Source organism: Pandoraea sp. NPDC087047, from assembly GCF_044745225.1.
Taxonomy (GTDB): Bacteria; Pseudomonadota; Gammaproteobacteria; order Burkholderiales; family Burkholderiaceae; genus Pandoraea.
Genome location: NZ_JBIUZU010000008.1, coordinates 183,366 through 203,991 on the forward strand (window position 1 = coordinate 183,366; position 20,626 = coordinate 203,991).

A 20,626-nucleotide genomic window follows, 5' to 3' on the forward strand; every position below is an offset into this window, starting at 1 on the left:
CCCCGCCTCCTGCCCGGTACAGCATTCCTCGGTTTGTCCGCACGTTTCGCGAGCCGCCGCGTGGCGCCTGGCGATCTTTTTTTGCGAACAGGCCGGAACCCAGATGACAGGCAGCCGTCCCAGTCACATTCATTGGGCGGCCTCACGCAAACACAGGATTTTGCATGTTCGGTTTTCTTCGCAGCTACTTCTCCAACGACCTGGCCATTGACCTGGGCACGGCCAACACCCTGATCTACATGCGCGGCAAGGGCGTCGTTCTCGACGAACCGTCGGTGGTCGCCATTCGTCAGGAAGGCGGCCCGAGCGGCAAGAAGACGATTCAGGCCGTCGGCAAGGAAGCCAAGCAGATGCTCGGCAAGGTGCCGGGCAACATCGAGGCGATCCGCCCGATGAAAGACGGCGTGATCGCCGACTTCACCGTGACCGAGCAGATGATCAAGCAGTTCATCAAGATGGCTCACGAGTCGCGTCTGTTCTCGCCCTCCCCGCGCATCATCATCTGCGTGCCGTGCGGCTCGACCCAGGTCGAGCGCCGCGCCATCAAGGAAGCCGCACACGGCGCCGGCGCCTCGCAGGTGTATCTGATCGAAGAGCCGATGGCCGCTGCCATCGGCGCCGGCCTGCCGGTCTCGGAAGCCACGGGCTCGATGGTCGTCGACATCGGCGGCGGCACGACCGAAGTGGGCGTGATCTCGCTGGGCGGTATCGTCTACAAGGGTTCGGTGCGCGTTGGCGGCGACAAGTTCGACGAAGCCATCGTCAACTACATCCGCCGCAACTACGGCATGCTGATCGGCGAACAGACCGCTGAAGCGATCAAGAAGGAAATCGGCTCGGCCTTCCCGGGGTCGGAAGTCAAGGAAATGGAAGTCAAGGGCCGCAACCTCTCGGAAGGGATTCCGCGCGCCTTCACCATCTCCAGCAACGAAATCCTCGAAGCCCTGACCGATCCGCTCAACCAGATCGTGTCGTCGGTGAAGATCGCCCTCGAGCAAACGCCGCCGGAACTGGGCGCGGACATCGCCGAGCGCGGCATGATGCTCACGGGCGGTGGCGCGCTGCTGCGCGATCTCGACCGTCTGCTCGCCGAAGAAACCGGCCTGCCCGTGCTCGTCGCCGAAGACCCGCTCACCTGCGTGGTGCGTGGCTCGGGCATGGCGCTTGAGCGCATGGACAAGCTCGGCAGCATCTTCTCCTACGAGTAAGCCAACGTGCGTGGTTCGTCGTCCGGCGCGGTGGGGCAATCCCTTCCTCACCTCGCCAGGCACGATCTGCCACGTAGCAAGACCTCGCGCACGGAGTCCGGCCTCACGCCGGCGCGTCGCGCCCGACTGACACCACTCGCGCACCGCAGCGTCTCGCTGCGCGTGCTTCCCTGAAGGGCCCACCATGCAGTACAGTCCGCCGCCACTGTTCAAACAGGGACCGTCGGCATTGGCCCGGCTGATCTGTTTCGTCGCGCTCGCCATCGGCCTGCTCGTGGTCGACTCGCACTACAACACGCTGGAACGGGTTCGGACCGTCGTCGGCACCGCCCTTTACCCGGTGCAACGCATGATGCTGTTGCCGCGCGACGCCATTCTCGGCGTAGCGGGTTTCTTCTCGACCGAATCGCAGCTCACGACCGAAAACGGCGCGCTGCGCGAGCGCAATCTCGAACTCTCCGTGCAGGCCCAGCGCAATAATCAGCTGGTCGCCGAAAACGAACATCTGCGCCAGATGCTTTCCCTGCGCGAACGCCTGCCCGTGCCGAGCATTCCCGCGGAAATCGAATACGACACGCGCGATCCGTTCACCCAGCGCGTGGTCATCGATCGCGGCACGAAACACGGTGTAAAACTTGGCGCGCCCGTCGTCACTGAACAAGGGCTGCTCGGCCAGGTCTCACGTGTATTCCTGCTGCAAAGCGAAGTGACGCTGCTGACCGACAAGGAACAGGCCGTGCCAGTGCAAGTTACCCGCAGCGGCGTCCATAGCGTGATCTACGGCGGACTACGCGGCGATGTGCTCGATCTGCGTTTTATCCCATTGTCGGCCGACGTGAAGGTCGGCGACGAAATTGCCACCAGCGGCCTGGACGGGGTCTATCCGGCCGGCCTGCCCGTGGCCCGGATTACCAAGGTCGATCGCGTCTCCGACACGGCGTTTGCGCGCATTCTGTGTCAGCCGGTGGCCAATCTGCGCAGCCAGCGTCAGGTGCTGGTGCTGCAATACACCACGCCGCTCGCCCTGCATCCGGACGCCGCCGCCGATCTCGCGCGCGCCTCCGATCCGTCTGCAAGCGGCGCCAAGCCCGCCCCGAAGGGCGGCACGCGCGCGGATCCGAAACTCGCGCCGGGCGCCCGCAAGGGCCATTAAGGAATCGACATGTCACGACCGCAATACATACTGCTGCCGGTCAATCCGTACTTCATCGCGCTCAGTCTCGTGGTGGCGTTTCTGGTGAACCTGATGCCGTGGGGGCACGCCCCCGCCATGCCCGACTTCGTCGCGCTGGTGCTGATGTTCTGGAACATCCACCAGCCGCGCAAGGTCGGCATGGGCGTAGCGTTTCTCGTCGGGTTGCTCATGGACGTGCACAACGCCGGCCTGCTCGGCGAGCATGCGCTTGCTTATACGCTGCTCTCGTACGGCGCAATCATGATTCACCGCCGCGTTCTGTTCTTCACGCTGCTCGGCCAGGCACTCACCGTGCTGCCGCTGTTGCTGCTCGCGCACGTGGTGCCGTTCATCATCCGTCTGGCGACCGGCGCGGCATTTCCGGGCTGGTGGCCGCTCGCAGCGAGCTTCGTCGAAGCCTTGCTCTGGCCGGTGATCAGTATCCTGCTGCTGGCGCCTCAGAAACGCGCCGTCGACCGCGACGATACGCGTCCGATCTGACGGGTTCGACGCCCGCCAGATCGCACCAACGAGCCCCGCCCGCCCAGCCAGCATGACCGAGTTCAAGAATCCTCAGCAACAACTGCAGACGTTCCATCTGCGGATAACGGCGGCCGCGCTTTTCGTGCTGATCTGCTTCAGCCTGCTCGCGGTGCGTTTCGTCTATCTGCAAGTCTTTCGTCACAATCAGTACGCCCTGCAAGCCGACGAAAACCGCGTCTCGCTTGCCCCGATCGTGCCCAACCGGGGCGTGATCATGGATCGCAACGGCGTAGTGCTTGCCCGCAACTATTCCGCTTACACGCTGGAAATCACGCCGTCGAAGATCGGCCGTCCGCTCGAAGACCTCATCACGGATCTGTCAGACGTGATCGAGATCACGCCGCGCGACCGCGCCCGCTTCAAGAAGCTGATGGACGACAGCAAGAGCTTCGAAAGCCTGCCGATCCGCACGCGGCTGACCGACGAGGAGGTCGCCCGCTTCACCGCGCAGCGTTTCCGGTTCCCCGGCGTCGATGTGCACGCGCGTCTGTTCCGGCAATACCCGCTCGGCGAGACGGCCGCGCACGTAATCGGCTACATCGGCCGTATCTCGCAGCGCGACCGTCAGCGTATCGAAGCGATGAGCGAGGAGAACGACAGCGACAGCGCCAAGTACGACATCCGCCGCGACGTCAACAACTACAAGGGCACCGATTACATCGGCAAGATCGGCGTCGAGCAGAGCTACGAGACGCAGCTCCACGGCATTACCGGTTTCGAGGAAATCGAAGTGACGGCGGGTGGCCGTCCGGTGCGCACGATCTCGCGCACCCCTGCCACACCGGGCGACAATCTCGTGCTGTCCATCGACATCAAGCTCCAGCAGGTGGCCGAGCAGGCCTTCGCGGGACGCCGGGGTGCGGTCGTCGCCATCGAACCGAAGACGGGCGACGTGCTCGCCTTCGTGTCGGCCCCGAGCTTCGATCCGAATATGTTCGTCGAAGGCATCGACCAGCAGAACTGGGACGCCCTGAACAACTCACCCGACCGGCCGCTGCTCAACCGTCCGCTGCGCGGCACCTATCCGATCGGCTCGACGTACAAACCGTTCATGGCGCTCGCCGCGCTGGAGCTCGGCAAGCGCACCACGAACTGGGGCTTCCAGGATACGGGCTCGTTCACGCTGGGCAACCACACGTTCCGCAACGACGTGCGCAACGGGCAGGGCTGGATCGACATGTACCGCTCGATCGTGGTGTCGAACGATACGTATTACTACATGCTCGCGCACGACCTCGGCGTGAACGCCATTCATGACTTTATGGCGCCGCTCGGTTTCGGCCAGTTGACCGGCATCGACATCGAGGGCGAGGCGCGCGGCATTCTTCCGTCGACCGAGTGGAAACGCAAGGCATACAAGAAGCCCGCGCAACAGAAGTGGTACGACGGCGAGACGATCAGCCTGGGGATCGGACAGGGCTACAACTCGTTCACGATCCTGCAACTCGCGCACGCCACCGCCACGCTGGCCAACAACGGCGTGGTGATGAAGCCTCACCTCGTGAAGGCCGTCGAAGACCCTGTCACGCACTCGCGCCAGTTGACGGTGCCGCACGAAAGCGCCCGTCTGCCGTACAAACAGGCGGACATCGACTTCGTCAAACGCGCGATGGTCGGCGTGATCAAGGAAGGCACGGGGCGTCAGGCATTCGCGGGTGCGCCGTATGAAGCGGGCGGCAAGACGGGCACGGCGCAGGTCTACTCGCTCGGCAAGAACGAGAAGTACAACCACAACGCGATTCCCGAATTCAAGCGCGATCACGCGTTGTTCATCGCGTTTGCGCCGGCGGACGATCCGAAGATCGCCATCGCGCTGATCGTCGAGAACGCCGGTTGGGGTGGCTCGCAGGCCGGTCCGGTCGCACGCAGCCTGCTCGACTACTATCTCATCACCGAACCGAAGGAGCGCGCCGCCGAAGCGGCTGCGTTGCAGGCGGCGGCCTCGGGGGCCAGCGCCGCGTCGGCGGTCTCCGCTGCGCCCGACGCACCGCCCGCCAGCGCCGCCGAACTGGACCGCGTCGCCACCGGCGCCACGGGGAGCGTGTCTCGCGCGCCCCCTGGGACGTCGGGCACGGCGGCCGCCTCGCGCACGACCGGCGACAAGGCGAGTGCCGCCGAAGCGCCAAAACCCGCACCGGCGCCGCAGCCGCACCGTCAGCCCGCGGTGAGCCCGACCGTCGCCGACGAGGCCCGCCATCGCGCCGCTATCCGTGCGCAAGGAGGAACGCCATGATGGCGCTCGACAAACATACGTGGAAAGAACAGGTCAAGCGCCTGTTCGCCGCCTTCGACAAGCCGCTCGCACTGATCGTCTTCCTGCTGCTGTGCGTGGGTCTGGTAACGCTCTACAGCGCCAGTATCGACGTACCGGGGCGCGTGGAAGACCAGATCCGCAACATTGTGCTCACGTTCATTCTGATGTGGGTGCTGGCGATGCTGCCAACGCAGACCCTGATGAAATTCGCGGTGCCGCTCTACACGGCGGGCGTCGCGCTGCTCATTGCGGTGGCGATGTTCGGTCTGACGAAGAAGGGCGCGAAGCGCTGGCTGAACGTCGGCATGGTGATCCAGCCGTCCGAAATCATGAAGATCGCCATGCCGCTCATGCTGGCGTGGTACTTCCAGAAGCGCGAGGGCAACATCCGCTGGTTCGACTATCTGGCCGCCCTCGCGCTGCTCGGTATCCCCGTCGGCCTCATTGCGAAGCAGCCCGACCTCGGCACCGGCCTGCTCGTGGCCGCCGCCGGGCTTTACGTGATCTATCTGGCGGGTTTGTCGTGGAAGCTGATTCTGCCGGTGCTCGTTGCCGGGGTGCTCGGCATCGGCACGATCCTCTCGCTCGAAAGCAAGATCTGTCAGCCGGACGTCGAATGGTATGTCCTGCACGACTACCAGAAGCACCGCGTGTGTACGCTGCTGGATCCGACGTCCGATCCGCTCGGCAAGGGTTTCCACACGATTCAATCGGTCATCGCCATCGGCTCGGGCGGCATCACGGGCAAGGGCTGGCTCAAGGGCACGCAGGCGCACCTGGAGTTCATCCCCGAGAAGCACACCGACTTCATCTTCGCCGTGTTCGCGGAAGAGTTCGGCCTGATCGGCGAAGGTGTGCTGATCCTGCTGTACCTGTTGCTGGTGGCGCGCGGGCTGATGATTGCCGCGAGCGGTGCGACCCTGTTCGGACGACTGCTCGCGGGCGCCGTCACGATGATCTTCTTCACTTACGCCTTCGTGAATATGGGCATGGTGAGCGGCATTCTGCCGGTGGTCGGTGTGCCGCTGCCGTTCATGAGCTATGGCGGTACCGCGCTGGTGACGCTCGGCCTCGGGGTCGGCATTCTGATGAGCGTGGCGCGCGAGAAACGCCTCATGCAGAGCTGACGGCGGCCCCTCACGTCGTCACACAGACCAACGGCAGGACGCGGCGCATATCGCCCGCCCTGCCGTTTTTTTCGTCTGCACCTATGTCGCTATCGCGCGGGAGAGGGGGCTGGCGTCGGCAACAAGTGCTGCGCACGGTCGCGGTCCATGGCGTCGAGCTTGCCCTGCGCGGCAACGTCACCCTGCGCAGCCGCCTTCCCGTACCACAACCGAGCCCGCTCCGGATCGGGGGTAACGACCCCATATCCGCGCTCGTAGTAGCTCGCCACGATGTACTGCGACGGCAAGTCGCCGCCGCGCGCGGCCTTCTCGTACCAGGTGAACGCGGTCTTGTAATCCTTGGGCACGCCGCGTCCGATGAAGTACTCGTTGGCGATGGCCGCTTGCGCCTGAACATGGCCTTGCTTCGCCGCCTTTTCGTACCAGAGGTTCGCCTGGGGAATCGATTTGCCCACGACGTAACCGTCATCGAACATCTTCGCGTAGACATACTGCGCCTGCGTCATGCCCGCGTTGGCCGCACGCTCCAGCCATTGGACTGCGCCGTTCGGATCGGCGGTGACGCCCTCGCCGTTGAGCAGCATCATCGCGTAATCGAATTGCGCGAGACGATTGCCCTGCTCTGCGGCGCGACGAAATTCCTCGAGCGCCTGCGTCTGCTGTCCCGCTTCGTAGTGGTGCACGGCCTGATCGGTCAGCGCCTGCGCCGGGGCCTGTGCGGCCGCGACGGCATACGGCACCGGTGCGCAGGCCACACCTGCGAGCGTGATGGCGGAACCGGCGAGCAGCCGGCGCAAGGCGGAAGACGTCGATACGACACGGTTCATGGGGCACCTCCGGGGGCGGGCGTACGCCTATTGTGCGCCAAACGAAAAGGCGTTGCCGGCAGGGTGGAGACGCGGCGCCCCCAACGAAAAGCCCCGGCACAGGCCAGGGCTTCGCGTCGCGGAAAACGACAGGGTTACGGCTTGATGTACGCGTAGCCCTTTTGCTGCAAGCGCGTGAGCTCGACCACGCCGGACGGCGTGAAATCGGCGTCGAGCACGAACTGGTCCTTCTTCAGATTGCGCTGCTTGAGTGTGATCTCGCACACCTCGAATTTGACGCCGCGCGCGTGCAGCGCGGAGATCAACGGGCCGACGGTCGCGGCGTCCTTGTAATTTTCCATCAGGAAATCGACCCCCTGCGAATGGGCGACGACCACGATCTTGGTGTCCGGCACGGTATCCAACTGGTTGCGAATGTTGCGCAAACCGGCGAGCGCCTGATGCTCGGCGTCGTTGATGTGATACACGACTTTGTCTTCTGCGAATGCCGACGTCGCCGGGACGGCAAACACGGTCAACAAGAATGCGGTCAGCAGGCCGCGCAGCAGCGTCTTCATCTGAGGTGTCTCCTATGGGTTACGTTATGCCAGCCGCATCATAGCGCGTTGGCGTGCACCGACACATCGGGACCGTCATCAGCATACGAGCCGCGCCGCGTTAGCCCTCCGAGCGGGAATTGCCCGTGTGCAAGTCCCATTCCCCACTCGCCCGGCGATAGGCGGGAGGCAAGTCAACCGGCGATGGACTCGGCGCACTTGGGCGGGGCGCCGTCTCGTGCGCCTCGTATGGCGGCGGGGCTTCCCACTGGCTGTCGGTCTGCGTTGCGGTGTCGGCGCGTGCGCGTCGGGTGTCCTGCATGAGGTGAGAGGCCGGGCCGGGGTTGCCGGGTTGCGAGCCCTTGAAATCCGCGCGGAAGTCGTCGTAATCCAGGGGCGGTGCGCTCGGCCCCGCTGGCGTGGATACGGCGACCATCGGCAGATTGGCCGCCCGCGCCGTGGCGAGCAGATTGCCCGACGAATCCATTCGTCGCATCGATACAAACTGCACCGATGTCTGAGTGTCGCACGCGACAACGTTGCTGCTGGCTGAAACTCTCGTCATAGGGACTCCCGAAATGAAAAAACCCGCCAGACGTGGGTCTGGCGGGTTGCAACTTTCGGTCATCGCACCGGTGTCGGCCACTGACTTTCCGGGCAGCGCTTTCGAATTCGGCACATCTCGGGCGTCTTCCCAGAGAATGCGCGACATCGACACAAACGGGCGGTCGAGCGTCCGGCAGTTACGCCGTGACTTCCGACCAGCAATTCGGCGTCTCGTACAGACGCAGACGCACCAGACGCAAGTCGCGACCGTAGTGCGCATCGAACACGTGGCTCAGCTTGTCGAACGCGGCCGCGGCCAGATTCTCGACCGTCGGCACACGATCGAAAACCACCGTCTTGTGCTCGGGCATCGTGTCGAGGAAATTGCGCACCGCCGTATCGCCTTCGTAGACAAGGAATGCGTGGTCCCACACCGACACGAGATGCTCGTTGGCGAGCGCCTTCACGTCGGCGAAGTCCATCACCATGCCGTTGTCGGACGCACCGCTCTCACGGCTCACCTCGCCCGCAAGCGTGATTTCGAGCACGTAGCGATGCCCGTGCAGATTGCGGCACTGGCTTCGGTGATCGGGGATGCGGTGGCCCGCATCGAATTCGAGTTTCCGGGTAATCGTAATCACAGCAACGGCTCAGGGAATATTCAGGTATTTGTGCGTCTGCATCGACAGCGACCAGCGCGGGTGCGATTTGCAATAGTCGATCGCCAGCTTCGTATTGGTGTCGCGCAGCGGACCGTCCATCGGCTGGAGATAGAAGTGCGTGAAGTCGAGCGCTTCGTAATCGGCCAGACGCTGGCGATCCTGCGGCACCACGACCTTCAGTTCATCGCCGCGCGTGACGATCATCTCCGCGTCGGCCTTCGGGCTCACGCACACCCAATCGATGCCTTCGGGAATGGCTTGCGTGCCATTGGTTTCCACGGCAATGCGAAAACCCTCGGCATGCAGCGCGTCGATGAGCGGCGCGTCGAGCTGAAGCAGCGGCTCCCCGCCCGTGCACACGACGAACCGATGCGCGCGATCGCCTTCGGGCCACAGCGCCACGATCTGTGCGACGAGTTCTGCCGGTGTGCGGTACTTACCGCCATTCTCACCGTCGGTGCCGACAAAGTCGGTGTCGCAGAACTGGCAGACGGCCTCGGCACGGTCCTCTTCACGCCCCGTCCACAGGTTGCATCCCGCGAACCGGCAGAACACGGCCGGACGACCGGCGTTCGCGCCCTCGCCCTGCAATGTGTAGAAGATTTCCTTTACCGCATACGTCATGATTCTCTCGATTTCGAACGATCAGGCCGCGCCGCGATCCTGATCTTTTTGGCTACCGTCACTGCGTGCACGCCACTGCTCGTAGCCGCGCTGACGCAACTGACACGCCGGACATTCGCCGCATCCGTAGCCCCACGGGTGCAGCACGCTGCGCTCGCCCAGGTAACACGTGTGCGTATCTTCGCGCACGGTCTCGACGAGCACGTCGCCCCCCAGATCCTGCGCCATCTGCCAGGTGTCGGCCTTGTCGATCCACATGAGCGGCGTCTCGACCACGAAGCGCCGGTCCATGCCCAGATTAAGCGCGACCTGAAGCGCCTTCATGGTGTCGTCGCGGCAATCGGGATAGCCCGAGAAGTCCGTCTCGCACATGCCACCGACGAGCACGCGCAAACCGCGTCGATACGCAATGGTCGCACCAATCGTCAGAAATAGCAGATTGCGTCCCGGCACGAAGGTATTCGGCAGATTGTTCGCCGCCATCGCAATCGTGGTTTCGCGGGTGAGCGACGTTTCGCTGATCTGCCCCAGGATCGACAGATCGATCATGTGGTCCTCGCCCATACGCGGCGCCCACTGCGGAAAACGCTCGCGCAGCTTGGCGAGCACGTCGGTGCGGCACTCCAGCTCCACGCTGTGGCGCTGGCCGTAATCGAAGCCCAGGGTCTCTACGCGTGCATAGCGCGAGAGCGCCCACGCGAGGCAGGTGGTCGAATCCTGTCCACCGGAGAACAGAACCAGAGCGGAATCGGTGCTTGTCGTCATGATCGTGCGCTAGCAGTATCGCCTTTGCCGTCAGGACATCAAGACGACAGGGGCCGGGGCGCGCTTGTGGCTGCTTGCCGGATACCGGTATCGGAGACGCTATCGGATCATCCGGGGCAACCCGCGTGCGGGATATATCGCGATTTTGAACCGCGTTGCCCCGCGTCGCTATCGCCGGGCGCTTATACCCATCATCGGGCAGCGTTTTCGTTCAAACGCAAAAAGGGCTTGCGATATGCGCAAGCCCTTCGAATTTGGTGGCCTGGGTCGGAATCGAACCAACGACACGCGGATTTTCAATCCGCTGCTCTACCAACTGAGCTACCGGGCCAAGAGAAAAGCGATTATAGAGACTGAATACGCTTTGCGCAAGCCCTTAATCGAAAAAATCTACAGCAAAGCGGCATGGCAACGCACCGTGGCGCGCCACACCGTTATTTCCTCAAGTCTTGCTCTTGGAGAGTTCGACGCCAAGCTGCTTGAGCTTGCGATACAGGTGCGTGCGCTCCAGCCCGGTCTTCTCGGCCACACGCGTCATGCTCCCGTGCTCCTTGGCCAGGTGGTAGGCGAAGTAGGCGCGCTCGAAGGCGTCGCGTGCTTCACGCAGCGGCACGTCGAACGAGATGTCGGCCGACATGCCCGTGCCGGTGACACCGCTCACGCCTTCCGTCTCGTTGACGCCGAGCGGCACGTGATGCGACGCCGCACCGTTCAGGCCCGCGCCCGCGTGGCGCGGCTCGCTCTCGCCGAAGACACCGGCTTCGAGCGCATCGTCGTCGCCATCGAAGGCGCTTGCCGCGCCGCCAGCGGTTTCACGTTTGCCGCGAGCGAGCCCCTGCTCCACGGCCTGCAACAGCTTTTGCAAGGCAATGGGTTTCTCGAGGAAGTTGAGTGCACCGATCTTGGTCGCCTCGACGGCGGTATCGATCGTGGCATGCCCCGACATCATGATGACCGGCATGGTCAGCAACTGCTGTGCCGCCCATTCCTTGAGCAAGGTCACGCCGTCGGTATCGGGCATCCAGATATCGAGCAGCACGAGATCGGGCGTGTGTGCAGCGCGGAAGGCGCGCGCTTCCTGCGCGTTCTCCGCGACCTCCACGACATGCCCCTCGTCGCTCAGAATCTCCGAGAGCAGCTCCCGGATCCCCATTTCGTCATCCACCACCAAAATGGTTGCCATTTACGCTACCTTCGTGTGTTCTGCCGGCCGATTGCGCGGCAGTTCCTGGTCGTCAGCCAATTGAGTAAACAAGATCGAAATCTGTGCGCCTGCACTGCCTTCGCCCTCGGGTAAAGTCCGGTTGCGAATGTCGATACGCGCCTGATGCTCGTCGATGATCTTCTTGACCATCGCCAACCCGAGCCCGGTGCCCTTCGCCTTGGTCGTCACGTAAGGCTCGAATGCGCGGGTCAGAATTCGCGCCGGGAAACCCGGCCCGTTATCCGTGATCGTCAGACGCACCGCAGTGCGCTTCGGTTCACCGGGTTGCATATCCGTTCCTGCGTATTCTACTGTCTTCGTTTCCACCGTGATAAGAGGGTTTTCGGTTCCGCTGACAGCATCTTGAGCATTCTGAAGCAGATTATGAATAACCTGGCGCAATTGCGTCGAATCGCCCCGAATCTCCGGCAGCTCGGTGTCGAGATACGGACGAATCGTGCCGCGCCCCTCATCCACACCGTATAACGTCAACACCTCGCCGATCAGCTCGTTGAGTTGCAGCGGATGCATGATCGCCGGCGGCAGACGTGCGTAATCGCGGAAATCGTCGACCATGCGCTTCATCGCCGCCACCTGATTGACGATCGTCGTCGCCCCACGGCGCAGAAACTCGGCATCGACCGGCGGCAGCTTGTCGGACAATTTCATCTGCAAACGCTCGGCAGACAACTGAATCGGCGTGAGCGGATTCTTGATCTCGTGCGCCAGGCGCCGCGCCACTTCGGCCCATGCCACCGAGCGCTGCGCCGAGATCACGTCGCTGATGTCGTCGAACACCACCACGTAACCGCCGCCCGCGCGCGTTGGCACGCCGGCCACGGCAACCATCGGCTCCGGCAAATGCGAGCCGCGCACCAGCAGCGTCACGCCATCGGTCTCGCCCGGCAACGTCAAACCAATTTGCTGTTGCCAGTGTCCGCCCGGTCCGAGGTCGGCATTGGCGTCGCGATCGGCGAACGCACGACGCAGCGTCTCACCGAACTCTACCAGTGCAGGGATATGCGCAGGCGAACGGTTCAGTTCGCCCTGGAAACTTTGCTTGAAGATACGCTCGGCACCCGCGTTGGCGGTCGTCAGCCTGAAGTCGCGATCGAACACGAACACCCCGGCCGTCAGACTCGACAGAATACTCTCAAGGTGAGCCTTCGAACTTTCGAGCGCGAGCCGGTTGCGCTCGACCGTCGCGCGCGCGTCGGACAGTTGACGCGTCATCGCATTGAAGGCCTGTGTGAGGAAGCCGAGTTCGTCGTTGGTGCGCACTTCGCCCTTGGGCGACAAATCGCCCGCCGCCACTTCCTGCGTGCCGCGCGCGAGCAGAAAGAGCGGCCGCGCAAGCTGGCTGCCGAGCGCCAGCGCCAGCATCATCGCCACGAATGTCGCGAGGAACAGCGACAAGGTCAGCGTGCCGATATACATCTTGCGCAGCCCCGTGCGGCCGAGGGCCTTTTCCTGATACTCGCGATAAGCGTTCTGCACTGCCTCGGCGTTCTGCGCGAGATTGGCCGGCACCAGTTGCGTGACTTGCAGGAAACGCTCTTCGTCCTGCAACGACGACGTGTAGCCGGACGGAATGCGTATCACCACCCGCCATCGCAACTGATCCTCGCCCTGATGCTTGTCGTAGCCCTCGCTGCCGCCTTCGATGGCCGTGTAGCCGCGCGACTGCGTGCGTGCCTGACGCAACATGAGTGCCGTCGGCAAATCGGGCACGAGCGCATTGAAGTTGCCCGACGCGGAGGCGAGCACGCGTCCGTTGCCGTCGACGATCGTCGCGTCCTGCAAGCCGAACTGGTCGCGCATGCGCAGCAGCGTGAGCGTGCCGCCCTTGTCGCCGCTCGACGTCAGGTTATCGGCCACCAGTTGCGCTTTCGCACTCAGATCCGACAGACCGTTGTTCAGAATCGCGCGCCCGAGTTCGAGCCCGGAATCGAGCGCCGTTTCCACGCGCACATCGAACCACGACTCGATACTGCGCGAGACGAACTGCAACGACACCAGATAGATGATGCCGCCCGGCAGTACGCCCACGAGCGCGAAGAAGATCGCGAGCTTGGCCAGCAGCCGCGTGCCGAAACGCCGCTGGCGCAGCCGCACGAGAATGATCCAGACGAGTGCACCGACAATGAAGACGAAGATGATCGCGACCGCGATGTTCGCGGTGTAAAGCAGCGAGTAGTAGCGGTCGAAGAACTCGGTATTGGCCGACGCGAGCGCAAGCAGGCCGAACAGGCCGATGGCGACCAGCGCCATCGTGACGATCAGCGTACGAATGACGATGTGCTTGAGCAGGCCGCCGCCATTATTTGACACGGGCAGCTCCGGGCGGCAGCGCCGCGTTGAAAGCGAGCGGCAACTTACCTGTCAGACGTGACGCAGTATTCGATGCGCCGAGCGCCGCCGGTGCCGCCACCGCGAGTCCCGTCAACCCGATGCTCGCGGGCGTGCTCAGGGGCGCCAGGGTCACGGATGCCGATGGCATCGATGTCGTGGATGATGCCGGCGGCGCCTGCGATGCCGAAACGGCCGACGAGATCGACGCCCCGGAAGACGCGGCCGCCACCGTCGGTGCGGCGGGCGCGGAAAGGCTCGCCGCCGCAGGCGTTTGTGCAGGCGAGAACAGAAAGCGCGCCCAGTCCGAGCTGAGATTCCAGTCGCGGTTGTTTACGGCATCGATCTGGAACGGCTTGGGCATGAGGGCGTTGTCGAGCCGCATGCGCACCGACGCCTGATACTGCGTGCCCGGCTTGGCCACACCCTTCTCGATCACACGCCAGCCACTGACATTGCGCACGAGCGCGAGCGCTTCGCGCAGCGAACTGAAACCGAGTTGCAGGCCGCCGCTGTTGCTGTTGCCGTTGTTGCTGGAAACACGGTACTGACGCGTGAGCGGCTGGAACCACAGCCGCACGCTCTGCGAGGTGTTCACGACCTTCTCGTCGAACCAGTACCAGCGCGAGCGCGTGAGTTCGAAGTCGGTTGTGAAGTAGAGGGAGATGCCGCGATTGACAGCGTCTTCAAGGCTGCTGTTGAGCTCGAAGGCAAAGCGCGCGTCGAGCGACCAGCCGCCATCGAGCGGTTCGAGCCGGGCTTCGCGCACCTGAATTTCGTTTTCGGCGCGTGCGGGTGCCGCGTAGCCGAGCGCAAAAACGCACAGCAGCAGCGGCAGCAGGCAGGCCAGTAGCCGTTGGGAGAAAGTCACCGTTTCTGGAAGCGAGCGTAGTAGAAGCCGTCATGGGCGCCGCCAGGGGTCATCAGCAATTGCCCGGGAGCGTCCAATCGTACCGCATCTGTGCAAACACGTTCAAACCATTGCGCTTGCTGTTCGTTTTCCGACGGGAAGACGGAGCACGTCGCGTAGATCAACTCGCCGCCCACGGCCAGGGTGTCCCAGAGCGCGAGCAGAATGCGCTGCTGCTCCTGCACCAGCGCGGCAATATCGGCCTCGCGGCGCAGCCAGCGAATGTCCGGATGACGCCGCACGATCCCCGCGGCCGAGCACGGCACGTCCGCCAGAATCCGGTCGAACGGCACGCCGTCCCAACCCCCGCCGGACCATTTCGACGGCTGCCCCGCGTCGCCAATGCGCACGTCGGCGCTCAGTCCGAGGCGTTCGAGGTTTTCATAGATGCGCGGCACGCGGGTGCGATCCGATTCGAGTGCCGTGACTTGCACGTCCGCCATTTCCAGCAGATGACCGGTCTTGCCGCCGGGCGCCGCACAGGCGTCGAGCACGCGCATGCCCGCACGCGGATTCTCGCCGAGCACCAGCGGCGCGGCCAGTTGTGCGCCGGCGTCCTGCACCGAGACCCAACCCTCGGCAAAGCCGGGCAGACGCTCCACCGGCACGGCCTGCGCCAGTCGCAGGGCCACCGGGCCGACGACCTCGGATTCCATGCCGGCTCGCGACAGATTCTCGCGCATCGCCGCCAGGCTGATGCGGCGGGTGTTCACACGCAGCGTCATCGGGCCGCGCATATCGCCCGCGCTCAGCAACGTCTCCCACTGGTCGGGATAGGCGTCGCGTACGGTACTGATCCACCACGCCGGGTAGTTCCAGCGGGCTTCGGGCTGCTTGGCGATCTGCGCCATCAGTTCGTTACGCTCGCGCAGGAAGCGGCGCAGCACAGCATTGGCCAGCCCCTTCGCAGCAACGGTGCGACGCTGCGCGGCAATCGCCTCGACGGCTTGATCGACGACGGTGAATTCGGTGTAGGCGGCGTCTTCGGCATCGTCTTGCAGCAACGCGAAGGCGCACAACAGGATGTCGCGCACACGGGCTTGCAGCGCCGACTTGACGAGCAGCGCGAGCAACGCACGGCTGCTACCCAGACGGCGCACGGCGCGGTAGGCGAGATCCTGCGCGGCGGCGCGAACGGTCGGTGCGCACTGGGCGGTGGCTTGCGCCAGCGCCTGCGGCAACGCGGTGCCCGTCTGAACGGACTCGACGGCCTGCGCGGCGCGCTGCAGCGCATAGGCCAGGGATTCGGTGGGCAGACTCGGTTGCGGCATGGGCTTTGTACAAACAAACATGCCCGCGCGACGGCGGGCATAGGAGGCTATCGGACGGCTGTCGGGCGACAGGATATCAGACGGGATATTGCCCGGTGCGCGCCATCTCCATCAGGCGGGCAATGCGCTCTTCGGTTGCCGGGTGCGTCGAGAACAGGTTGGCGAGGCGTCCGCCGGACAGCGGATTCATGATCATCATCTGCGCCGTGGCCGGATGTTGCTCGGCTGTCTCGAACGGAATGCCCTGGGCGTAGCGATGAATCTTGTCGAGCGCCGCGGCGAGCGCCTGCGGATCGCCGGAGATTTCCGCGCCGCCACGGTCCGCCTCGAATTCGCGGGCACGCGAGATCGCCATTTGAATCAGCGACGCCGCCAACGGCGCGAGAATCGCCACGGCAATGCTGGCGATCGGATTGGCCGGACGGCCGTTCTGGTCGCGTCCGCCGAAAAACATGGCGAAGTTGGCGAGCGCGGAGATCGCACCGGCCATCGTGGCGGAGATCGTCGAGATGAGAATGTCGCGATGCTTCACATGGGCCAGTTCGTGCGCCATCACGCCGCGCAGTTCACGCTCGGAGAGCACGCGCAGAATGCCGGTCGTCGCCGCCACGGCAGCGTTTTCCGGATTGCGCCCGGTGGCGAATGCGTTCGGGGCGTCTTCGTTGATCAGGTAGACCTTCGGCATCGGCAGGCCCGCACGCTGCGACAGCTCGCGCACCATGTTGTAGAACTGGGGGGCGCTCGTCTCGTCGACTTGCTGCGCGTTATACATGCGCAGCACCATCTTGTCCGAGAACCAGTACGAAAAGAAATTCATCGCCAGTGCGAACGCCAGCGCGAGCATCATGCCCTGCTTGCCGCCGATCATGCCGCCAACCACCATGAACAACGCGGTGATGGCCGCCATCAGCAGGGTGGTCTTCATCCAATTGAACATGGTGTTTCTCCTCTGCAAATTCTCGATGCCATTGGGAAATCACGCACTTTGCGTGTCCTCGGGCGTTAGATGGCGCTGCGGGTCGAAAATTCAACCGCTGCGGCTCCAGCTTAGACATTTTTCAGACGTTGGCCGGGGTTTCGAGCAACTTCAGCGACGTTTTATGCGTTTTTGAGGCCGTTTTGAGGCTCAGAACGCCGAATACCGCGGGAGAGATATTCGCCGTCATTGCGGCTGAACGGCCGCGAACACATCGCCCGGCGTCAGCGCGAATCCGGCGAGAAACTCGCGCACCGGCAGGCGCTTGCCGCCTGGCTTCTGGCATTCGGTCACGCGCAGCGCCCCTTCTGCGCAGGCGATGACGATGGCGTCGGCGCTCACTTCCAGCACGGTGCCGGGAGCGGCGCCCGGCTTGCCCGCCACGACGCTCGCGCGCCACAGCTTCACGGGCGTGTCGTGCACCGTGCCCAGCGCGCCGGGGAACGGATCGAACGCCCGGACCTGACGTGCGAGCACCTCCGCAGGCTTGCCCCAATCGAGCGCGGCTTCCTGCTTGGCGATCTTTTCGGCGTAGGTCACGCCCGCTTCGGGCTGCGTTTCGGACGGCAGATGCCCGTCGCGCGCCAACTGACGCAGCGCGTCGACGATCAGCTTGCCGCCCAGCGCCGCCATGCGATCGTGCAGCGTGGCCGTCGTGTCGTCCGGGCCGATGGGCTCGGCTTCGCGCAGCACCATCGCGCCGGTGTCGAGACCCGCGTCCATCCGCATGATGGTGATGCCGGTCTGCGTATCGCCCGACTCGATGGCGCGATGAATCGGCGCGGCGCCGCGCCAGCGAGGCAGCAGCGAGCCGTGAATGTTCAGGCATCCGTAACGGGGCAGATCGAGCACTTCCTGCGGCAAGATCAGGCCGTAGGCGGCCACCACCATGACGTCCGGAGCCAGGGCGCGCAATTGCTCGATGGCCGCCGCGGCCTCTTCCGGATACTTGCCGTTGCGACGCAACGACGGCGGCTGCGCCACCGGCATGCCGTGCGCCTGGGCGTAGCGTTTGACCGGACTGGCCTGCAATTTCATGCCGCGCCCGGCAGGACGATCTGGCTGAGTGAGCACTAACTCAACGGGAAAGCCGGCGGCATCGATGGCGGCGAGCGCGGTTTGTGCGAATTCCGGCGTACCGGCGAAAACGATGCGAAGCGTCATGACGAACTTCCTCCTGCAAGATGCTTTGGCTTGCTTTGACTTACTTGACGGTGGGCGCAGCGGGCGCGGCGGGTGCGATGAAGGCGCGGAAACGCTCGTTCGTGTCCCCGGCACGGCCGCCCTGCCAGATTTCGCGCCACCCGTCCGGCGCGGGAATGCGCGCGTCGGCCTTGTCGAGCACCAGCAGCATGCTGCAGCGCGACGCGTCCGCGAGACTCGCAAGCTGCACCGGACGCACGTCGATGAAATAGTCGAGCATGGCCCGCTCCGACTCGCCCACGTTGAACGACCCGATGCAAGCGCTCGCTACGGGCGCCCCCGTCGACGGAACTTGTGCGAGCGCGTCGCGCAATGCAGCGAACGGCGTGCGATAACTGCGCGCTTCGTTGATCCACGGCAGCAGCAGCGTCGAGAGCGTTCCCCACACGAACATCAGCCCGGCGAATCCGAACACGAGCGCGCCGAGTTGACGGCGATGTGCGATGGCCGTCACCCACAATGCAGCGATGACGACAGCGCCCAGCACCAGTCCCGGCGAGAACGGCAGTACGTAATCGAGCGGCAGCCACTTGCCGATGGGGCCTGCCGCCACGTGCCCGTTCCCGGTCAGTTGCAGCCCCCAGCGCACCCACAGGAACAGCCCCAGCACGCTCATGAGCACGAGCGCCACGCCCGACCATGTCTTCTCGAGCCACAACGGCAGGCGCACCCCCGCGCCCAGCACCGCGATGGCCGGGAACAGCGACAACATATAGATATCGCGGATGGCCGACGAGACCACCAGCGTCAACACGAACAGCACGACGTACAGCCACAGCATGGCCAGTTCCGGCCGCTCGGTGAGGAAGCCTCGCACGCCGCCGCTGCGTCGCCATTGCGGAATCAGCGCACCGAGCGCAAGCCAGCCGGCGGGGAAAGTCAGCCCGATCAGGCTCGTCAGGTCGTTCCAGTACGACTTGCGGGCGCCCCCGAGATGCACGAAGCCGAAGAACCGGCCGAAGTTGTTATCCCAGAACCACTCGATAAAGAGCGGCTCGGACGCATGCCAGAACAGCGCCGGCCAGACGATCAGCCACGGCAGCGCGGCGAGCACCGCCCACCCGAGGGCGGCGGCGTAGCGGCGCGTGCGATAGGCCGGCACCGCCAGCACGGCCAACGCCGTCAGCCCGAGCACGCCGGGCACGAGCAGCCCTTTGCTGAGGAACGCGATGCCCGCGCCCGTGCCGAAAAGCAGTCCCCATCGCCGCGCCGGGTTTTCGGCTTTCGCCAGACGCGCCAGCGCCGCCAGCGCGAGCGCGGCGCCGGCCAGTTGCGGCACGTCGGCCGTCAGTTTGTGAATGTTCTCAATGGCGCCGAAGCTGCCCACCATGAGCATGGGCGCGAGCCAGTGAAAAGTGTCCGATCCATAGAGACGCTGCGCCAGACGCCCCACGCAGATCACCGCGATCACGAGCCATGCCAGCACCGCAAGTTGCGCACCGTCGAAAACCGGCAGCACGCCGGACGCCAGTCGCGCGAAGATCGCCCCCGTCCAATACATGACGGGCGGCTTCTCGACGAACGGATCGGCCGCCACGCGCGGCACGATCAGGTCGTGCCCCCGGAAGAAGTTCAGCACCATGCCGACGGAATACGGCTCGTCGGCTTTCCAGGGGTCACGGTCGAACAGGCCCGCGAGCAGGAAGGCGAACAGGAGTGCGGCGCTCAGCCAGAAAATCGTGCGGGTGCGGGAAGACGACGAAGGGAGGGCGATGGACATCTCGGCAGACAGTCGGGAGTTGGCCCGACGGCAGACGTTCGAAACGCCCCGTCGCAGCAGCGGAAGACGGGCGCATGGGCCCGCGAGCGCTGCAAGTATAGAGGACTTTGCGAGGCGCGCCCACGCCGGGGCGTCGCCGCGGGGTCAGGCGCGTTCGGCCTGCTTTTTCATCTTTGCCTTGATGCGATTGCGCTTGAGCGGCGACAGGTACTCGACGAACACGCGTCCCTTGAGGTGATCCATCTCGTGCTGGATGCACACGGCGAGCAGGTCGTCGGCGTCCACTTCGAACTTCTCGCCCTTCTCGTTGAGCGCCTGCACGCGCACGCGCTCGGCACGCTCGACTTCGTCGTAGATACCGGGCACCGAGAGGCAGCCTTCTTCGTAGACCTTCTGTTCGTCGCTGCGCCAAACGATCTTCGGATTGATGAACACACGCAGTTCGTCGCGCGTTTCCGAGAGGTCCATCACGATGACTTGCTCGTGGACGTCGACCTGCGTGGCGGCGAGGCCGATGCCGGGGGCGTCGTACATGGTCTCGGCCATGTCCTTGACGAGTTGACGGATCCGATCGTCGACCTCGGCGACCGGTTTGGCCACCTTGTGCAGACGCGGATCGGGATATTGGAGAATTGTCAGTAGTGCCATGATGAAAACGGGAATTCGCCGCATTGCCTCGTGGGTGGCCGCGAACGCACAATCGTGCGATGGCTGATGCGCGATGCAA

18 protein-coding genes, 1 tRNA gene and 1 pseudogene are annotated in these 20,626 nt (G+C 64.3%); 5 read left to right on the forward strand and 15 right to left on the reverse strand.

Translation table 11 applies throughout. From position 1 onward, the window contains the following. Window positions 1–164 precede the first annotated feature (164 nt). The 5 genes from ACIPHM_RS17005 (at window position 165) to rodA (ending at window position 6,306) form a co-directional block, all read left to right on the forward strand. Entirely contained in the window at window positions 165–1,208 is a 1,044-nt protein-coding gene (locus ACIPHM_RS17005) for a rod shape-determining protein (protein ID WP_010805637.1), read from the forward strand. Window positions 1,209–1,392: 184 nt separating this feature from the next. Then, entirely contained in the window at window positions 1,393–2,361 is a 969-nt protein-coding gene (gene mreC, locus ACIPHM_RS17010; protein WP_400330428.1) for a rod shape-determining protein MreC, read from the forward strand. A 9-nt stretch (window positions 2,362–2,370) separates the two neighbouring features. Continuing rightward, window positions 2,371–2,883, forward strand: a complete 513-nt coding sequence (mreD, locus tag ACIPHM_RS17015; protein WP_010805639.1) for a rod shape-determining protein MreD — start codon at window positions 2,371–2,373, stop codon at window positions 2,881–2,883. A 52-nt stretch (window positions 2,884–2,935) separates the two neighbouring features. Beyond that, the gene (mrdA, locus tag ACIPHM_RS17020; protein ID WP_400330430.1) at window positions 2,936–5,158 is read left to right on the forward strand and encodes a penicillin-binding protein 2; all 2,223 of its coding nucleotides are present in this window, start codon (window positions 2,936–2,938) and stop codon (window positions 5,156–5,158) included. Continuing rightward, window positions 5,158–6,306 carry a rod shape-determining protein RodA gene (gene rodA / locus ACIPHM_RS17025; protein WP_400330870.1) on the forward strand — a complete coding sequence of 383 codons (1,149 nt, stop codon included), beginning with the start codon at window positions 5,158–5,160 and terminating at the stop codon, window positions 6,304–6,306. Before mrdA ends, rodA begins: the two co-directional genes overlap by 1 nt. Before the next feature lie 89 nt (window positions 6,307–6,395). Here the strand turns inward: rodA and ACIPHM_RS17030 are convergent, their stop codons facing one another. The 15 genes and pseudogenes from ACIPHM_RS17030 to def form a co-directional block, all read right to left on the reverse strand. Then, on the reverse strand, window positions 6,396–7,133 hold the full coding sequence (locus ACIPHM_RS17030) for a tetratricopeptide repeat protein (protein WP_400330432.1): 738 nt from the start codon (window positions 7,131–7,133) through the stop codon (window positions 6,396–6,398). A 134-nt stretch (window positions 7,134–7,267) separates the two neighbouring features. Beyond that, window positions 7,268–7,690 (reverse strand): DsrE family protein, encoded by a 423-nt coding sequence (locus ACIPHM_RS17035; protein WP_400330434.1) that lies wholly within the window; start codon window positions 7,688–7,690, stop codon window positions 7,268–7,270. A 100-nt stretch (window positions 7,691–7,790) separates the two neighbouring features. After that, window positions 7,791–8,165, reverse strand: a complete 375-nt coding sequence (locus tag ACIPHM_RS17040; protein ID WP_400330437.1) for a hypothetical protein — start codon at window positions 8,163–8,165, stop codon at window positions 7,791–7,793. Between the two features lie 247 nt (window positions 8,166–8,412). Beyond that, window positions 8,413–8,856: a 6-carboxytetrahydropterin synthase QueD gene (gene queD / locus ACIPHM_RS17045; RefSeq protein WP_400330438.1), complete on the reverse strand. Its 444-nt coding sequence runs from the start codon at window positions 8,854–8,856 to the stop codon at window positions 8,413–8,415. Window positions 8,857–8,865: 9 nt separating this feature from the next. Beyond that, window positions 8,866–9,501 (reverse strand): 7-carboxy-7-deazaguanine synthase, encoded by a 636-nt coding sequence (gene queE / locus ACIPHM_RS17050; protein WP_400330439.1) that lies wholly within the window; start codon window positions 9,499–9,501, stop codon window positions 8,866–8,868. A gap of 21 nt (window positions 9,502–9,522) precedes the next feature. Further along, on the reverse strand, window positions 9,523–10,266 hold the full coding sequence (queC, locus tag ACIPHM_RS17055) for a 7-cyano-7-deazaguanine synthase QueC (RefSeq protein WP_400330442.1): 744 nt from the start codon (window positions 10,264–10,266) through the stop codon (window positions 9,523–9,525). 255 nt (window positions 10,267–10,521) lie between these two features. Continuing rightward, window positions 10,522–10,597: transfer RNA gene (locus tag ACIPHM_RS17060), tRNA-Phe, on the reverse strand. A 111-nt stretch (window positions 10,598–10,708) separates the two neighbouring features. Beyond that, window positions 10,709–11,449, reverse strand: a complete 741-nt coding sequence (locus ACIPHM_RS17065; protein ID WP_400330443.1) for a response regulator — start codon at window positions 11,447–11,449, stop codon at window positions 10,709–10,711. Beyond that, window positions 11,450–13,741, reverse strand: a complete 2,292-nt coding sequence (locus ACIPHM_RS17070) for an ATP-binding protein (protein ID WP_400330873.1) — start codon at window positions 13,739–13,741, stop codon at window positions 11,450–11,452. It lies immediately after the preceding gene. A 352-nt stretch (window positions 13,742–14,093) separates the two neighbouring features. Further along, window positions 14,094–14,690, reverse strand: a pseudogene (locus tag ACIPHM_RS17075) (DUF4390 domain-containing protein); the annotation flags it as partial. Continuing rightward, window positions 14,687–16,000, reverse strand: coding sequence for a 16S rRNA (cytosine(967)-C(5))-methyltransferase RsmB (gene rsmB, locus ACIPHM_RS17080; RefSeq protein WP_400330446.1), 1,314 nt, complete (start codon window positions 15,998–16,000; stop codon window positions 14,687–14,689). The pseudogene ACIPHM_RS17075 and the gene rsmB, both read right to left, overlap by 4 nt. Before the next feature lie 76 nt (window positions 16,001–16,076). Next, entirely contained in the window at window positions 16,077–16,937 is an 861-nt protein-coding gene (gene htpX / locus ACIPHM_RS17085) for a zinc metalloprotease HtpX (RefSeq protein WP_400330449.1), read from the reverse strand. A gap of 225 nt (window positions 16,938–17,162) precedes the next feature. Further along, on the reverse strand, window positions 17,163–18,140 hold the full coding sequence (fmt, locus tag ACIPHM_RS17090; RefSeq protein ID WP_400330451.1) for a methionyl-tRNA formyltransferase: 978 nt from the start codon (window positions 18,138–18,140) through the stop codon (window positions 17,163–17,165). Between the two features lie 40 nt (window positions 18,141–18,180). Next, window positions 18,181–19,899, reverse strand: coding sequence for an ArnT family glycosyltransferase (locus ACIPHM_RS17095; RefSeq protein ID WP_400330453.1), 1,719 nt, complete (start codon window positions 19,897–19,899; stop codon window positions 18,181–18,183). A 144-nt stretch (window positions 19,900–20,043) separates the two neighbouring features. Next, on the reverse strand, window positions 20,044–20,547 hold the full coding sequence (gene def / locus ACIPHM_RS17100) for a peptide deformylase (protein WP_400330454.1): 504 nt from the start codon (window positions 20,545–20,547) through the stop codon (window positions 20,044–20,046). Window positions 20,548–20,626 lie beyond the last annotated feature (79 nt).

Bases quoted from the DNA above. Each gene is read 5' to 3' on its own strand.
- ACIPHM_RS17005 (WP_010805637.1), top strand. From the start codon at position 165: ATGTTCGGTTTTCTTCGCAGCTACTTCTCCAACGACCTGGCCATTGAC.
- mreC (WP_400330428.1), top strand. From the start codon at position 1,393: ATGCAGTACAGTCCGCCGCCACTGTTCAAACAGGGACCGTCGGCATTG.
- mreD (WP_010805639.1), top strand. From the start codon at position 2,371: ATGTCACGACCGCAATACATACTGCTGCCGGTCAATCCGTACTTCATC.
- mrdA (WP_400330430.1), top strand. From the start codon at position 2,936: ATGACCGAGTTCAAGAATCCTCAGCAACAACTGCAGACGTTCCATCTG.
- rodA (WP_400330870.1), top strand. From the start codon at position 5,158: ATGGCGCTCGACAAACATACGTGGAAAGAACAGGTCAAGCGCCTGTTC.
- ACIPHM_RS17030 (WP_400330432.1), bottom strand. From the start codon at position 7,133: ATGAACCGTGTCGTATCGACGTCTTCCGCCTTGCGCCGGCTGCTCGCC.
- ACIPHM_RS17035 (WP_400330434.1), bottom strand. From the start codon at position 7,690: ATGAAGACGCTGCTGCGCGGCCTGCTGACCGCATTCTTGTTGACCGTG.
- ACIPHM_RS17040 (WP_400330437.1), bottom strand. From the start codon at position 8,165: ATGCGACGAATGGATTCGTCGGGCAATCTGCTCGCCACGGCGCGGGCG.
- queE (WP_400330439.1), bottom strand. From the start codon at position 9,501: ATGACGTATGCGGTAAAGGAAATCTTCTACACATTGCAGGGCGAGGGC.
- queC (WP_400330442.1), bottom strand. From the start codon at position 10,266: ATGACGACAAGCACCGATTCCGCTCTGGTTCTGTTCTCCGGTGGACAG.
- ACIPHM_RS17065 (WP_400330443.1), bottom strand. From the start codon at position 11,449: ATGGCAACCATTTTGGTGGTGGATGACGAAATGGGGATCCGGGAGCTG.
- ACIPHM_RS17070 (WP_400330873.1), bottom strand. From the start codon at position 13,741: ATGGCGCTGGTCGCCATCGGCCTGTTCGGCCTGCTTGCGCTCGCGTCG.
- rsmB (WP_400330446.1), bottom strand. From the start codon at position 16,000: ATGCCGCAACCGAGTCTGCCCACCGAATCCCTGGCCTATGCGCTGCAG.
- htpX (WP_400330449.1), bottom strand. From the start codon at position 16,937: ATGTTCAATTGGATGAAGACCACCCTGCTGATGGCGGCCATCACCGCG.
- fmt (WP_400330451.1), bottom strand. From the start codon at position 18,140: ATGACGCTTCGCATCGTTTTCGCCGGTACGCCGGAATTCGCACAAACC.
- ACIPHM_RS17095 (WP_400330453.1), bottom strand. From the start codon at position 19,899: ATGTCCATCGCCCTCCCTTCGTCGTCTTCCCGCACCCGCACGATTTTC.
- def (WP_400330454.1), bottom strand. From the start codon at position 20,547: ATGGCACTACTGACAATTCTCCAATATCCCGATCCGCGTCTGCACAAG.